The organism is Rathayibacter tanaceti (assembly GCF_001634385.1).
GTDB lineage: Bacteria > Actinomycetota > Actinomycetes > Actinomycetales > Microbacteriaceae > Rathayibacter > Rathayibacter tanaceti.
Genome location: NZ_LIIN01000079.1, coordinates 1 through 14,629, shown reverse-complemented (window position 1 = coordinate 14,629; position 14,629 = coordinate 1). Strand labels below are relative to the sequence as shown.

Sequence of the window (14,629 nt, the reverse complement as noted above, 5' to 3'; positions counted from 1 at the left end):
CGGCGGGCCGTCGAGTGGAGCCGGCTGCTGCGGCGCGGGCGGCTCCCGGTGAGCGAGGCGGGGGAGTGGATCCGCCGCGAGATCTGCGCCTGACCGCAGCCGGTCAGCCGGCCCGACGGGCGGCGCTCGACTCGCGGGGCACCACCGTGAAGGCGGCGGTGCGCAGGCCGTGTGGAGTCGTGTCGGTGCCGTCGATGCGCGCCTTCAGCACATCGACGGCCGCCTGCGCGATCTCCTCCCGTCCGGGATCGATCGAGGACAGGCTCGGCACGGAGTAGCGCGACTCGTCGATGTCGTCGAAACCGATGACGGCGACGTCGCCCGGGACGTCGAGCCCGGCGTCCTGGAGCGTCCTGACGGCGCCGAGAGCGAGGGTGTCGTTGAAGGCGAAGACCGCGTCGAAGTCGACTCGCGACTCGATGATGCCCCGCATGGCGACTGCTCCGTTGAGGCGGTGCCAGGGTCCGGAGTGGCCGATCAGCCGCTCGTCGTAGGGAACGCCCGCCGCCTCCAGCGCCTCGCGGTAGCCCTGTGTGCGCAGCACGGCCGAGCCGATCTCCTCGCCCGCGTGGGCTCCGAGCGCGACGATGCGCCGGCGTCCGCTCTCGAGCAGGTGCGCGGTCGCGGCGCGCGCGGCCTCGACGTTCTGCATCGTGACGTGATCGACGCGCTCGGTGAAGATGCGCTCACCGAGCAGGACGAGCGGGTAGTCGACCGCGAGGGCCGGTTCGTCGGTCATGTCGATGCCGAGCGGGCTGAACAGCAGCCCGTCGGTGAGCTGCCGGCGCGGTGAGCTGAGGACGCTGCGCTCGCGGGCGGGGTCGCCCCCCGTCTGCTCGATCAGCACCGTCAGTCCGCGCCGGTCGGCTGCGCGCATCACGCTGTCGGCGAGCTCGGCGAAGTAGGCGAGACTCAGCTCGGGCAGGGCCAGGCCGATCACCCCGGTGCGGCCGCGGCGCAGGCTCCGGGCCGAGAGGTTGGGGCTGTAGCCGAGCTCGGCGATCGCGGCCTCGACCCGCTCGCGCGTGGCAGGGCGGATGTGCGGGTAGTCGTTGATGACGTTCGAGACCGTCTTGATCGACACTCCGGACGCGCGCGCGACGTCGTGCAACGTGACCGCCATCGGTCCTCCTCCGCTCGGGGTCAACCTACAACGTTGTACCACTGCCCGCACGGCACGTCGGACATCTGGCGGAACGCGATGTCGCGACCGGTTCGACGGCCGGTGGTCGACCGGGGCCCGCCGAGACGCGCCGTCGTCGCCCGGCGTTCCCGACCCGGAGTGCAGCTCTCTCCTCCGTCGGTCCTCCCCGGCAGGGGACACTGCTCGCCACCCGCTAGTCCTGAGGACCTCCTGGCGAGAATCGGAGAAGCGCTTCCGTCGGTCCAGAATGCCGAGCACGAGGCGCGGCCGATCGGCTTTCGCGCGGCTTCTCGGGTCTTCTTCTGTGCTTCTCGTCCGTCATGGCGTCCTCTCGTTCTCTCTCTGTCGTCATCTCGTTCCGAGTAGGGAAACTGACGAAGACTCAGCCTGACTGGGGTGAGAGGCGAGTGGAGGGGAATATCCATATGGTCGAACGCGACCGTTCTGCACGGCACGACCGTTCTGCACGAGGCGACAGTTCTGCTCAGCGCGATGAGGACATTCCCGGATGGATGACCCGGACGGGCTGGCGACTCGTCCAACCGGCGGGCTCGAAAGCGAATGTCGAGACGCTGAGATTCCCCGAGGTCGAAGTGACTCGGCTCTGGTAGACCCGCGGTGGTCTTCGTCGCCCGCCGCTCACCGGGGACCGCTCCCGCGATTGCGTGGTCGTCGTCTGCGTCGATGGGGAGCTGCGTCTCTCGGCGGGAGGAACGGTCTCCACGCTCGGCCGCGGCGACGTGTTCACAGGCCGTCGCGAGCAGCTGACCGAGGTGATGACGGAGTCGGTGATGGGCGCGCACGTTGAGTTTCGCTTCGCGCCTGCTGATGCGATGCTGACGCGCGGTGCGCGCCCGTTCCTCCGGTCTCGGGTGGGTGGGCACCGTGCGTCTCCTGACCGCCGCCGCCCTCCGACCGCGCAGCCCGAACAGGCGCGGCCGCAGGGCGGCGGTGCGGCACTCAGGTGTACCAGCTGGGCTCCGGAACGGTGTCGAGCAGTGCGAAGACGCCGACCTCGCGGCGCTTGTACGGCAGCGGGTCGTGGAGGGAGTGGGTGCGCAGGTTGCGCCAGTAGAGGTCGAGTCCCACCGTGGAGGCGGTGGCGCGGGCTCCCGTCAGCTCGAAGACGCGGGTCGCGGTCGCCAGGCCGTCCTCGACGATGCGGGCCTTGGCTGCGGCGATGCGCACCGCGATCTCGCCGCGGCGCCGCGGTGTCAGCTCCTCGCGCGGAGCGTGCAGCACCGCCGAGAGCTCGGCTCCCGTCGCGTCGATGAGGGCCTCATCGGCCCAGAGCCGCGACTGCAGATCGCCGTAGCCCTCGAGCACGTACCACTCCTCGCTCGCGCTCTGCTTGTCGTCGCCGCCGTAGGGCCAGGGTCGTGTCCGCTCCCGCGTGTACTGCGCGGCGCGCTCGAGCGCGCCCTGCGCGATGCCGAGGTAGAACTCGGCGAAGATCTGCTGGATCGTCGGCACGTTGAGGGTGTTGTAGACGAGCGGCTGGTACACACGGTCGACGAACCCTGCCGCCGCCGCCCACGGCACGCGCACACCGCGGATCTCGACCGAGCCGGACTCGGTGAGCCGCTGGCCGAGGCTGTCCCAGTCGTGGCCGAAGACGATGCCCGCCTGGTCGGTCGGCACGATCGCGAAGACGTGGGTGTCCGTGCCCTCGAGGACGCCTTCGAGAACGGTGAGGTCGCTGACGACACCGCCGGTCGAGAATGATTTGCGGCCGGTGAACACCAGCTCGTCGCCCTCCTCCCGCACCGTCAGGTCGGAGTCCCGCGGATTCACGGCGCCGCCGTAGAGGAGGTTCCCCTCGGTGGCGAGCTGCTCGACCGCGGCGATCTGCTCGGCGGTCCCGACCAGCCGCGCCGCCCAGGCCCAGAGGTAGTGGTAGCCGAGCAGCTGGCCTATCGAGCCGTCGGCGCGGGCGATGGTGCGGATGACGCGGAGGGCGGTCGTCCACTCCTGCGCGCCTCCGCCGTGCTCGGCCGGGCCGAGCAGGGTGACGAGGCCCGCGGCTTTGAGCAGGGCGACCTCTGCGGTGGGGGCGGCACCTGCGCGATCGCGCTCGAGTGCGTCGCCAGCCAGCGCGGCGGCGACCTCCTCGGCGCGGGTCAGCCACTCCTGGGGTGTGGCCGGTCGGGGAGCTGCCGACCAGCGGTCGATCGGCGCGGCTGTCGTGGGGGCCGGTGCGGTGATGGTCACGGTGTCCTCGTCTCTCTCGGGCGGGTCTGCAGAGACTGTGCCAGCCGCCGCAGGCGGGAGTGAGGACCGTGTCGCAGCGTGACCCTGTGCGTCTCCGGATGACTCCCGATCCCGTTCGGCGACTCGATTTTGACAATCGTTATCAATAGTCGCTACCGTGATGCCACCTCGACCGTCCTGCCCCGGACTCAGATTGGCTCCCCGTGAAGACCCGCACCCTCTCCGCCGCCGCCCTGCTCGGCGCCGCATCCCTCCTCCTGAGCGCCTGCTCCGGCACCTCCTCCGGCGCTCTCGCCTCCGACGCCGCCACGACCGGAGGCGCCGTCGAGGTCGTCGCGTCGACCAATGTCTACGGCGACCTCGTCAGCGCGATCGGCGGTGACCTCGTCGACGTGACGAGCATCATCGACAGCCCCGACAAGGACCCGCACGAGTACGAGGCGACCGCCCGCGACCAGCTCGCCGTCTCGAACGCCGCGCTCGTCGTCGAGAACGGCGGAGGCTACGACTCGTTCATCGACACGATGCTCGACGCGGCCTCGTCCGAGGCGCCCGTCGTCACCGCGACCGTGGTCGCAGGCCTCGAGGAGGAGCACGACCAGGCCGCGGCCTCCAGCGACGAGAGCCACGAGCACGCCGAGTTCAACGAGCACGTCTGGTACGACCTCTCGGCCGTCCGCACGATCGCCGGGACGATCGGCGACGAGCTGTCGAGCATCGACCCCGGCAACGCGTCCACCTACTCCTCCAACGTCGCCGCACTCGACAGCAGCCTCGACGCGCTCATCGCGCGCGAGGGTGAACTGAAGGGCACGCTCTCCGGCCGCTCCATCGCGATCACCGAGCCCGTCCCCCTCTATATGACCACCGCACTCGGACTCACCAATGCGACTCCGGAGGCGTTCAGCGAGGCGGTCGAGGAGGGCACCGACGTCCCCGCGACCACGCTGCAGGAGACGCTCGCCCTCTTCTCGGACAAGACCGTCGACGCGCTCGTCTACAACGAGCAGACCGAGGGCGCTCAGACGGACGCCGTGCTCGACGCGGCGAAGGCGGCAGGCATCCCGGCGGTCGGCGTCACCGAGACGCTGCCCGACGGCGACGACTACGTCGGCTGGATGACCGCCAACCTCGACGCCATCGAGGGAGCCCTCGCCCCGTGACCGGCGACTCCCCGATCGGCGCCGGCTCGATCGGCGCGACCCGATCGGACCCGTCTCCTCGGAGGCGGGCCCTTCGGCGTCGGTGCTGCGGCTCCGCGGCGCCGGGCTCCGCTTCGGCGGCCGCGAGCTCTGGAGCGGCGTCGACCTGGATGTCCGCGCCGGCGAGTTCGTCGCAGTGCTGGGGGCGAACGGCTCCGGCAAGACCAGTCTTCTGCGTGCGGTGCTCGGCCAGCAGCCGCTCAGCACGGGCGAGCTGCACGTGCTCGGTGCTCCGGTGCACCGCGGCAACCGGCGCATCGGCTACATCCCGCAGCAGAAGCTCGCCGACGAGGGGACTCCGCTGCGCGCCCGCGACCTGCTCGGGCTCGGGATCGACGGCCACCGCTTCGGCCTCCCGCTGCCCTCCCGCTCGCGCCGGGCGGCCGTCGACGCCCTGCTCGAGGCCGTCGGCGCCACCTCGTTCGCCGACGCCCCGATCGGCAGCCTGTCCGGAGGCGAGCAGCAGCGCGTCCGCGTCGGCCAGGCGCTCGCGGGCGATCCGGCGCTCCTGCTCTGCGACGAGCCGCTGATCGCGCTCGACCTCGCGCATCAGCGGGCGGTCAGCGAGCTGATCGATCGGCACCGCCGCGAGCGGAACCTCGGCGTCCTCTTCGTCACGCACGACGTGAATCCGGTGCTCGGCATGGTGGACCGGGTGCTCTACCTCGCGGGAGGCCGGTTCCGCATCGGCACGCCCGACGAGGTGCTGCGCTCGGAGGTGCTCAGCGAGCTCTACGACGCGCCGGTCGACGTGATCCGCGCCAGAGGCCGGGTCATCGTGGTCGGCGCCCCCGACCACTCGCACGTGCACGAGGAGGTGCCGTCGTGACCGATGTCTGGTCGCAGATCTTCGACTTCTCGGACTACGGGGCGCTGCTCTCGCTGCTGATCAACTCGGTGATCGCCGGAGCGGTGCTCGGCGTGGTCGGCGGCTTGATCGGGGTCTTCGTGATGTCGCGCGACATGGCCTTCGCGGTGCACGGCATCAGCGAGCTCTCGTTCGCGGGCGCCTCCGCGGGGCTGCTGCTCGGCGTCGGCGTCGTGGAGGGATCGGTCATCGGCTCGCTGATCGCCGCCGTGCTGATCGGGCTGCTCGGCTCGCGGGCCCGCGACCGCAACTCGATCATCGCCGTGCTGATGCCGTTCGGGCTCGGCATCGGCATCCTCTGCCTGGCGCTGTACCCGGGGCGCAGCGCGAACAAATTCGGCCTGCTCACTGGGCAGATCGTCGCGGTCGACGACCCGCAGCTCGGCTGGCTGGTCGCGATCTCGGTGGTGGTCGTGATCGGTCTCGCGCTGATCTGGCGCCCGCTCACCTTCGCGAGCGTCGACGCCGATGTGGCCGCCGCGCGCGGCATCCCGACCCGCGCACTCTCGATCGCGTTCATGCTGCTGCTGGGTCTCGCGGTCGCCGTCTCGGTGCAGATCGTCGGCTCGCTCCTGGTGCTGGCGATCCTGGTGACGCCGGCGGCGGCGGCGCTGCGCCTCTCGGCCTCACCGGTGGTCGTGCCGCTGCTGAGCGTGCTCTTCGCGGTGGGCGCGCTGGTGGGCGGCATCCTGCTCGCGCTCGGCGGCTCCATCCCCATCAGCCCGTACGTGACGACGATCTCGTTCGCGATCTACGCGGTGTGCCGGACCATCGGGCGCCAGGGCGTCCGGAGCCGTTCCCGGCTCGCCGTCGACGGGGCGCGGTAGCGTGGCCCGGGTCGTCCGGAGTGGAGGTGGTCCTGTGGTCAAGCGCAACACGTGGCAGCGCGAGGCGGTGCGCGAGGCGCTCGGGCGCCGCGAGGACTTCGTCAGCGCCCAGGGTCTGCACAGCGCGCTGCACGCCTCCGGCTCGCCGATCGGGCTCGCGACCGTCTACCGCGCCCTCTCCGACCTGGCCGTCGAAGGCGAGGCCGACTCGCTCCAGTCGCCCGAGGGCGAGAGCCTCTACCGCGCGTGCACGCCGGGTACGCACCACCACCACCTGATCTGCCGGCGCTGCGGGCTGACGGTCGAGATCGCCGCCGACGAGGTCGAGACCTGGGCGCGCTCGGTCGCGGCGCAGAACGGCTTCACGGACGCGCACCACGTCGTGGACGTGTTCGGACTCTGCATGAGCTGCACCGCGGAGCTCGCTGAGGCGTGAACGCCGAGAGGCCGAGCGAGGCCTCCTGCGACCGGGCGGTCAGGCGGGCAGGAACACGCCGATCGAGCGGTCCTTGACGACCGATCCTGCCGGCAGTACCCGCCCGCTCATCGCGAGGTAGGCGCCAGGGGGCAGCAGCTGCACGGCGGCCACGGCCGTCCCGAGGTTGAAGGCCGCGTCGCTGTCGAGCATCCGGGCGGGCTGCATGGCTCCGGTGAACACGACGACCCGGTCGTGCACGGCCCCGAGGGCCTCGGCGGTCGTCGTCATCGTGTCGGTGCCGTGGGTGACGACGATGCGGTCTTCCTCGGCCGAGAGCACCCGCTCCCGGATCAGCGCGCGGTCGTGGTCGTCGAGGTCGAGGCTGTCCTTGGTCAGGATCGACTCGACGCGGAACTCGAGGGACGTCAGCACCGGAGCGAGCAGCCGCGGCACGGTGGTCGCCCCGATCTCGAGCTCGCCCGCGAGCGAGTACTGCTTGTCGACGGTGCCGCCCGTGGTGAGGACGAGGATGCGGTCAGTCACCCGTTCAGACTAGGCGGGCCGCTCGGCACATTCGTGCGCTCTCGACGCTCGACCCGGCGACGTCGGCCAGGATCGGGAACGATGGAGGTCATGCGAAACTCTTCCCCGTCCCTCTTCCGCACCGGCGCCAAGGTGCTCCTCGGCTCCGCTCTCGTCTTCGCCGGGGTGAGCCACCTCACCCGCAAGAGGGAGGAGTTCCAGGCGCAGGTGCCGGAGTGGGTGCCGCTCGACAAGGACGCGGTCGTGCTGGCCTCGGGTGTGGTCGAGATCGGGCTCGGCGCCTCCCTTGTGCTGGCGCGCCGACGGGCGCCGCTGGTCGGAGCCGCGGCCGCCGCCTTCTTCACCGCGGTCTTCCCCGGCAACATCTCGCAGTGGCTGACCCGCACGAGCGCCTTCGGCCTCGACACCGACCGCAAGCGCGCCGTCCGCCTGGCCTTCCAGCCGCTTCTGGTGGCGTGGGCGCTCTGGTCGACGCGGCGTCCGCAGAGCTGATCCCTGCTCGGAGGGGCGTGGAACGTCGGTTGAGAGCTCGTGTCGACCACCATGCTGGGTCGCAGCCGGTTCCCTTCACCGACGAGCCGGATCAAGCGCTCGCCTCGCTGCGGCGCCTGCTGCCCACCGGCGCACCCTGGGCGATCCCGGGCCACGGCGCGCCCTGGAGCGGTGGTATCCCAGCGTCGGTCGAGCGCGTCCGATCAGGAGGCGGGCACCAGGCCCCAGCGTGCGGAGAGGATCTCGAGCCCTGTGTCGAACGTCGTCGCCCAAGCGGTGACGTCGTGCGCGCTGTCGGGCACTTCGAGGTACGTGGTGTCCATCCCCGCCGCCTTCGCCGCGGCCGCCACGGTCTTCGCGCCCGGCAGGAACGTCTCGTCGTTCGCGCCGACTCCGAAGATCGCGACCGTCCCCGTGAAGGGTGCGTTCTTCGCGAGCAGGTTCACCGGCTTGGCGGCCTCGTAGGCCGCCGCGTCCCCGCCGAAGCCCCGAGCGATGGTGTCCGCATCGCTGCCGAGGGTCGGCGCCAGCTCCCCCGAGGCGTCGATGATGTTGCCGAAGAGCGTCGGGAAGCCGGCACCCAGCTGGATTGCGCAGGTGCCCCCCTCCGACAAGCCTCCGATCGCCCAGTGCTGCGCGTCGCCGAGCACCGGGAGGTTGGCGCGGATCCAGTTCGGCACGTCGACCGTGAGGTAGGTGGCGGACCTCCCCAGCGACGAATCGACGCACATCGGGTTCTTGTCCGGGTCGCCGAGTTGATCAGGTGACACGACGATCGGCGAGAGGCCCGCATGCGCGGCGGCGTAGGCGTCGAGCGTCTGCTGAAGCCTCTCGGTCGAGAGCGGGTCGGAGGGGGAGCCCGGCTGCCCAGACAGCATCACCATCACCGGCAGGAGGGGAGGCGCGGCGGTCAGAGCGGCCGGCGGGAGATAGACCACGGCGTCCCGCGCGGCGAAGCCGGAGGCGGTCGGAGGAATGGTCACGGTCGACACGGTGCCGACGGCGGGCATTCCTTCGGGAGCTGTCCACGTGGCCAGGTCGGAGTGCGGACCGCTCGCTGCGGCCACTGGGTCGGCCGAATCGGAGTAGGCGCTGATGCCGAGCGCGCTGCGCACCGTGGGGTACTGGCCGAAGTCGATGTTGACGGTCATGGCTGCGACTGCGATCACGAGCACCGCGACTCCGAGCGAGGCGAGGGCTCTGCGCAACCGCTTCCGTCCCGCCGCGTCGACGAGCACGACCGCCGCGACGCCGAGCCCGCCGAGTCCGAGCCCGATCCAGAGTCGCGTGATCGGGGTGAAGTCGACGCCGAAGGGTCCATCAGGGCCGTCGACGAGCGCGCCGAGCGCGACTCCGCCGAGAAGACCCAGAATCAGGACGGCGAGCGCGACGGCGAGCGCGGCGCGGCGCGGTCGTCCGGGCGGGTGGGCGCGGAGGTGGGTCGCGACGAGGACGAGCAGGGCCGAAGCCGACAACAGATACACGACGACGACGAGCGGGCCGGAGACGAGGCTCAAGTCGAGGAGAGGGGTCATGCATCTATCCGGTCGGCGTACGTCGGGCGAGCGTCAGTCTGGCTCCGATCTCTGGGGGAAGACTGGGGAGCCGGTGGTGATCCTCCTCCCCAAGAACCTGATGCTCGAGCACTCCACAGATCGCGCGCAACCCCGCGCGGTTCGGCGGTCCACGCACCTAGCGTGGGAGTCCGACGCATCCCGCGCCCCCACGAAGGAGCCCGCCCCATGACGCAGAACCGCCGCACCACCGCCCCCGAGGTCCGCGCATGAGCCGCGGGGTCGCCGTCGTCACCGGAGGCACGGCCGGGCTCGGGCGCGCGACGGTGCGCGAGCTGGCCGCCCGCGGCTGGGACATCGCGGTGCTGGCGCGCGGCGAGGATGCGCTCGCCGCCACCGTCGCCGAGATCGAGCAGTCGGGGCGCCGCGGTCTGGGCATCCCAACCGACGTCGCCGATCGCGAGGCCGTCGAGTCGGCGGCCGACCGGGTCGAGACCGAGCTGGGTCCGATCGAGCTGTGGGTCAACGACGCGATGGTGGGTGTCTTCGGCGAGTTCCTCTCGACCGAGCCGGCAGACTTCGAGCGCGCCGTGGCCGTCAACTTCTTCGGCTTCGTCAACGGCACCCGCGCGGCGCTCTCACGGATGACCCCGCGCGACCGCGGGCACGTCATCCAGGTGGGCTCCGCGCTGGCGCACCGGGGCATCCCGCTGCAGGCGGCCTACTGCGCCTCCAAGTTCGGCGCTCGCGGCTTCACCGAGGCCGTCACCGCCGAGCTGCTGCACGCGAAGAGCCGCGTGCATCTCTCCGAGGTCGATATGCCGGCGCTCAACACTATCCAGTTCAACTGGGTGAAGTCGCAGCTGCCGCACCACCCGCAGCCGGTTCCGCCGATCTACGAGCCCGAGGTGGGCGCGATCGCGATCGCCGACGTGGCCGACAAGCCGCGCCGGCGCACCTGGGTCGGCGAGCCGACCGCGGGGACGATCCTCGGCGACCGCTTCGCCGGGCGCTTCATGGACTGGTACCTCGCCCGGAGCGCCTTCGACGGCCAGCAGGCGCCGGACAAGACCGAGCCGATGCTCCCGAACAACGTCTACGGGCCCGTCCCCGGCGATCACGGCGCCCGCGGCCTCTTCAGCGACCGCGCGCACACGATGACGCCGCAGATCTGGATGATCCGGCACCGCGCCCTGAGCTACGCGGGAGCAGCTGCCGCCGTCGCGGCCGGAGCCGTCGGCGTCGTGTCGGCCCTGCGGAGGAAGTGACCGTGGTCGACGCGGTCGTCGTCGGAGCGGGCCCCAACGGGCTCGCCGCTGCCGTCACGCTCGCCAGGGCCGGGCTGTCGGTCACGGTCCTCGAGCGCAACAGCACCATCGGCGGCGGCGCGCGAACGGCCGAGCTGACGCTCCCGGGGTTTCACCACGATGTCTGCTCGGCGGTGCACCCGATGGCGCTCGCCTCCGGGTTCTTCCGTGCCTTCGGGCTCGACCGGCGCATCGAGCTGGTCGTCCCCGAGATCTCCTACGCGCATCCGCTCGACGGCGGACGCGCCGGTATCGCCTACCGCGACCTCGATCGGACGGCCGAGGCACTGGGCCGCGACGGAGCCGCATGGCGCGCGCTGATGGGGCCGCTCGCCGAGCGGGCCGACCGCGTCTCGGGCTTCACCAACGATGCTCTGCTGCGGATCCCGACGGATCCGAGCGTGCTGCTCCGCTTCGGCCTGCGGGTGCTCGAGCAGGGCACTCCGGTCTGGAACCTGCGCTTCCGCGAGGACGTCGCCCCAGCGATGTTCTCGGGGGTCGCGGCCCACTCGATCCGCCCGATGCCCAGCCCGTCGACGGCCGCCGCTGCTCTGGCGCTCGGCGCCTACGCCCACGCGCGCGGCTGGCCGGTGCCGATCGGCGGCAGCCAGGCGATCGTCGACGCGCTCGCCGACGACCTCCGCGCGCACGGCGGCACCATCGAGACCGGCGTCGAGGTCACCTCGCTCGCTCAGCTGCCTCCCGCGCGAGCGGTCCTCGTCGACGGCACTCCCACCGCTCTCCTCGCCCTGGCGGGGGAACGCCTGCCCGCGGCCTACGCCGCCGTGCTGCAGCGGTTCCGCTACGGCAACGGCGTCGCGAAGGTCGACTTCGCCCTCGACGGGCCGGTGCCGTGGACCAACCCCGAACTCGCCCGGGCAGGAACCCTGCACGTCGGAGGCAGCCGCGCCGAGATCGCGGCGGCCGAGCGCGACGTGGTCAGGGGCCGGCACAGCCGCAGCCCCTACGTCCTGGTCGCGCAACCCTCGATCGCCGATCCGACCAGGGCGCCCGAGGGCAAGCACGTGCTCTGGGCCTACACGCACGTCCCGCGCCACTCGCCCGCCGACCAGCAGGAGGCGATCACCGCGCAGATCGAGCGCTTCGCGCCGGGGTTCCGCGACCGCGTGCTCGCCGCCTCCTCGATGACGGCCCGCGACATGCAGGCCTACAACCCCAACTACCTCGGCGGCGACATCGCGGCCGGATCGGCGAGCGTCGTGCAGCTTCTCGCGCGGCCCGTACCCGCACCCGACCCGTGGCGGACCCCGGCGAAGGGCCTCTACCTCTGCTCCTCGTCCACTCCGCCCGGTCCCGGCGTGCACGGGATGGCCGGCTGGCACGCCGCCCGGAGCGCCCTACGGCACGAGTTCGGGGTGCGCGAGGCCCCCGACCTCTCGCCCGAGGCGCGCGGAGGCTGAGACTCCGCCGTCCTCCGCCCGTCCTCTTCTCGCGCAGCCCGGAGACGGGAGCACCGCTCGACCACGGCTGCCACCACCGTCACGACACGAAGGAGCCCGCGATGTCCCGCAACACCCGCGTCTTCCACTGCCCGCCCGAGTCCGTCTTCGCGGTTCTCGCCTCCGGATGGCTCTTTCCCAGCTGGGTCGTCGGGGCGTCGCGGATGAGGCGGGTCGACGCCGACTTCCCGCACGTGGGCAGTCGGCTGCACCACTCCTTCGGGCTGTGGCCACTCGTGATCGACGACCGCACCACGGTGCTCGAGTGGGATCCGCCTCGCCGGATGATCATCCAGGCCGCCGGCTGGCCGATGGGAGAGGCGCGGGTGCGCCTCGAGGTGGAGCCGCACCCCCGCGGTGCGAAGGTGCGCATCCACGAGGCGGCCGTGAAGGGGCCGGGCACGCTCGTCCCCCGCCCGCTGCTGCACGCCGGGCTGTGGCTCCGCAACATCGAGACGCTGCGCCGGCTGGCGCACATGGCCGAGGCGGGAGCCGCCGGCCGCACGCTCGCGCCGGCCGCGCTGCCCACACCGAAGGACCGGGCCGGGCTCGGCACTCCGAAGCACGTCGCAGCGCGGCTACTCGGCACCCTGGCCTCGGTGGCCGTGGGATCGCTCGCGATCCGGGGAGCACTCGCGGCCGTGCGCGTGCCCGGAGCTGACCGGCCCCGCCCCGCCGCTGCCGTCCGCCGCGAGGCTCAGACGATGCGCCCGACCAGCCGCACGTGCTGCACTGCTCTGCGCTGGGGCTGGCCGGCGTAGGCGGCGTCACGCTCGGGCGAGGCCAGAGACGACGTCTCGACCGCCGCGAAAGCGGCGGCGTCCCCCGCCGTGTTGACGGCCCAGACGAACTCGTTCGCCCCGCGGTCGGCGTAGGCGAACTCGATCCGGAAGCCGTGGGCCTCGCGCGCCGGCACGATCCACTCGGGAAACCACGCGAGGAAGTCGTCCATCACACCATCCGCCAGCTCCCTGCGTCGGAGCTGGATCGTCCTGGTGTCTGCTGCATCACTCATCCTCCGACGGGAGCGGCCCGGCGGACACGGCGCCGGGGCGCTACGCTCGCCGCCGACCGCCCTACACCGAGGAGGACCCCACGGACCCCCGTCACCGCTCTCTCGCCCTTCTGGTCGCCGGCTGCTTCTTCATGGAGAACCTCGATGCCACGATCGTGACCACGGCGGCCCCCGCGATCGCCGCCGACCTCGGCGTCGACTCCGCCGCGGTGTCGGTCACCGTGACCGCGTTCCTCCTGACCGTCGCGGTGCTCATCCCCGCCTCCGGCTGGCTCAGCGAGCGCTTCGGGGTGCGCCGCGTCTTCACGACCGCTATCGCCGTCTTCACCCTCGCCTCGCTCCTCTGCGCGCTCAGCACCACGCTCCCTCTGCTCGTCGGAGCCCGCGTGCTCCAGGGAGTCGGTGGCGCGCTGATGGTTCCCGTCGGTCGGCTCGCAGTGCTGCGGGCGACGCCGCGGCAGGGGATCATCCAGGCCATCGCGATCCTGGTCTGGCCGGGGTTGGTCGCCCCCGTGATCGCGCCGTTCCTCGGCGGCCTGCTCACCACGGTCGCCTCCTGGCACTGGATCTTCTCGATCAACCTGCCGCTGGGCGCGGTCGCGTTCGTCATCGCGCGCCGGATCGTCCCCGAAACCGCCGAGTCGGCACCGCCTCCGTTGGACGTCACCGGGCTGGTGCTGGTCGCGGTCGGGCTCGGGTCGCTGGTCGGAGCGGCGGGGCTCCTGACCGGCGCCGACCTGGACGGGCGTGCCGCGGCGCCGGCAGCGATCGGCCTGGTCGTGACGGCGCTCGCCGTGCGGCATCTACGCCGCGCCGCGCATCCGCTGGTGCGCCTGGACGCGTTCCGGTTCCGCACCTTCAGGGTCGCGAACGCGAGCGGATCGCTCTACCGGGCGACCGTGAACGCGGTGCCCTTCCTGCTGCCGCTGATGTTCCAGGACGCCTTCGGCTGGAGCCCGGTGCAGGCCGCTCCGTGGTGCTGGCGCTCTTCGCCGGAAATCTGGCGATCAAGCCCGCGACGACGGGCCTGCTGCGTCGGCTCGGCTTCCGCTGGGTGCTCGTCGCCGCGAGCGCGATCGGTGCGGCGTGCATGGCGACGATGGCCTTCCTGACTCCGGCGACTCCGGTGCCGCTCGTGGTGGCGCTGCTGGTGCTGAGCGGAGTCGCCCGCTCGGCAGGCTTCACGGCGTACAACACCGTGACGTTCGCCGAGGTGCCGCAGGAGGGGATGTCGGGTGCGAACACCCTCAACGCCACCACGCAGCAGATCGCGGCGGGATTCGGAGTCGCGGTGGGAGCCGTCGCGCTCGCTGTCGGAACCGCGCTCGGCCCGGGCCTCGTCCCGTACCGCGTCGCCTTCCTCGTCCTCACGGCGCTGACCCTCGTCCCCCTCGCCGCCGCCGCACGCCTCCCGCGCGACTCGGGGAGCGCCCTCACCGCCTGACGAAGGGACTCAGGCGAGGCCCAGGGCGATGCCGTCGAGGATGTCGTGCGCGGTGGAGCGGACGTCGACGACCCCGGGCGAGGCCTCCTGCACGGCGCGCAGGACCTCGCCCCAGATCAGCGCGCCGGCGGCGAGCACGTCCTCGCGACCGGCGCGGACCCAGGGCAGGGCGGCCGTCTCGGCG

The 14,629-nt window shown here is 72.1% G+C and carries 15 protein-coding genes; 10 read left to right on the top strand and 5 right to left on the bottom strand.

Annotation, left to right across the window (positions count from 1 at the left end):
- Positions 1–103: 103 nt before the first annotated feature.
- Together ACH61_RS10335 and ACH61_RS10330 are read right to left on the bottom strand one after the other, a co-directional pair.
- Positions 104–1,123: a LacI family DNA-binding transcriptional regulator gene (locus ACH61_RS10335; protein WP_068211840.1), complete on the bottom strand. Its 1,020-nt coding sequence runs from the start codon at positions 1,121–1,123 to the stop codon at positions 104–106.
- Between the two features lie 981 nt (positions 1,124–2,104).
- The gene (locus ACH61_RS10330) at positions 2,105–3,355 is read right to left on the bottom strand and encodes an acyl-CoA dehydrogenase family protein (protein ID WP_236713636.1); all 1,251 of its coding nucleotides are present in this window, start codon (positions 3,353–3,355) and stop codon (positions 2,105–2,107) included.
- 203 nt (positions 3,356–3,558) lie between these two features.
- Here ACH61_RS10330 and ACH61_RS10325 point away from each other — a divergent pair, with 203 nt between their 5' ends.
- The 4 genes from ACH61_RS10325 (at position 3,559) to ACH61_RS10310 (ending at position 6,688) form a co-directional block, all read left to right on the top strand.
- Positions 3,559–4,518, top strand: a complete 960-nt coding sequence (locus ACH61_RS10325) for a metal ABC transporter solute-binding protein, Zn/Mn family (protein ID WP_068211839.1) — start codon at positions 3,559–3,561, stop codon at positions 4,516–4,518.
- Positions 4,519–4,600: 82 nt separating this feature from the next.
- Positions 4,601–5,386, top strand: coding sequence for a metal ABC transporter ATP-binding protein (locus ACH61_RS10320; RefSeq protein ID WP_236713635.1), 786 nt, complete (start codon positions 4,601–4,603; stop codon positions 5,384–5,386).
- Positions 5,383–6,252, top strand: coding sequence for a metal ABC transporter permease (locus ACH61_RS10315; RefSeq protein ID WP_068211835.1), 870 nt, complete (start codon positions 5,383–5,385; stop codon positions 6,250–6,252). The genes ACH61_RS10320 and ACH61_RS10315 overlap by 4 nt, the downstream gene beginning before the upstream one ends.
- A 34-nt stretch (positions 6,253–6,286) precedes the next feature.
- A complete protein-coding gene (locus ACH61_RS10310) occupies positions 6,287–6,688 on the top strand; it encodes a Fur family transcriptional regulator (RefSeq protein ID WP_068211833.1) in 402 nt (133 codons plus the stop codon).
- Between the two features lie 39 nt (positions 6,689–6,727).
- On the opposite strand, the gene ACH61_RS10305 is transcribed toward ACH61_RS10310, so the two are convergent.
- On the bottom strand, positions 6,728–7,213 hold the full coding sequence (locus tag ACH61_RS10305) for an asparaginase domain-containing protein (RefSeq protein ID WP_068211831.1): 486 nt from the start codon (positions 7,211–7,213) through the stop codon (positions 6,728–6,730).
- A 90-nt stretch (positions 7,214–7,303) separates the two neighbouring features.
- Between ACH61_RS10305 and ACH61_RS10300 the strand changes: the two genes are divergently transcribed.
- On the top strand, positions 7,304–7,705 hold the full coding sequence (locus ACH61_RS10300; protein ID WP_236713634.1) for a DoxX family protein: 402 nt from the start codon (positions 7,304–7,306) through the stop codon (positions 7,703–7,705).
- 203 nt (positions 7,706–7,908) lie between these two features.
- Here ACH61_RS10300 and ACH61_RS10295 read toward each other — a convergent pair whose 3' ends face one another.
- Positions 7,909–9,240, bottom strand: coding sequence for an alpha/beta hydrolase (locus ACH61_RS10295; RefSeq protein WP_068211827.1), 1,332 nt, complete (start codon positions 9,238–9,240; stop codon positions 7,909–7,911).
- A 248-nt stretch (positions 9,241–9,488) separates the two neighbouring features.
- On the opposite strand from ACH61_RS10295, the gene ACH61_RS10290 reads away from it, so the two are divergent.
- From ACH61_RS10290 to ACH61_RS19075, 3 genes are all read left to right on the top strand, one after another.
- The gene (locus ACH61_RS10290) at positions 9,489–10,487 is read left to right on the top strand and encodes an SDR family oxidoreductase (RefSeq protein WP_068211825.1); all 999 of its coding nucleotides are present in this window, start codon (positions 9,489–9,491) and stop codon (positions 10,485–10,487) included.
- A 2-nt stretch (positions 10,488–10,489) separates the two neighbouring features.
- Positions 10,490–11,947 (top strand): phytoene desaturase family protein, encoded by a 1,458-nt coding sequence (locus tag ACH61_RS10285; protein WP_413784036.1) that lies wholly within the window; start codon positions 10,490–10,492, stop codon positions 11,945–11,947.
- Positions 11,948–12,048: 101 nt separating this feature from the next.
- Complete coding sequence (locus ACH61_RS19075; protein ID WP_068211821.1) at positions 12,049–12,747, top strand: SRPBCC family protein; 699 nt, start codon at positions 12,049–12,051, stop codon at positions 12,745–12,747.
- On the opposite strand, the gene ACH61_RS10275 is transcribed toward ACH61_RS19075, so the two are convergent.
- Entirely contained in the window at positions 12,684–13,001 is a 318-nt protein-coding gene (locus ACH61_RS10275; protein ID WP_068211819.1) for a hypothetical protein, read from the bottom strand. The genes ACH61_RS19075 and ACH61_RS10275 overlap by 64 nt on opposite strands.
- A 131-nt stretch (positions 13,002–13,132) precedes the next feature.
- Here ACH61_RS10275 and ACH61_RS10270 point away from each other — a divergent pair, with 131 nt between their 5' ends.
- A complete protein-coding gene (locus tag ACH61_RS10270; protein ID WP_236713633.1) occupies positions 13,133–14,113 on the top strand; it encodes an MFS transporter in 981 nt (326 codons plus the stop codon).
- Positions 14,101–14,445: a hypothetical protein gene (locus ACH61_RS18405; protein ID WP_236713632.1), complete on the top strand. Its 345-nt coding sequence runs from the start codon at positions 14,101–14,103 to the stop codon at positions 14,443–14,445. Before ACH61_RS10270 ends, ACH61_RS18405 begins: the two co-directional genes overlap by 13 nt.
- The last annotated feature ends 184 nt before the right edge of the window (positions 14,446–14,629 follow it).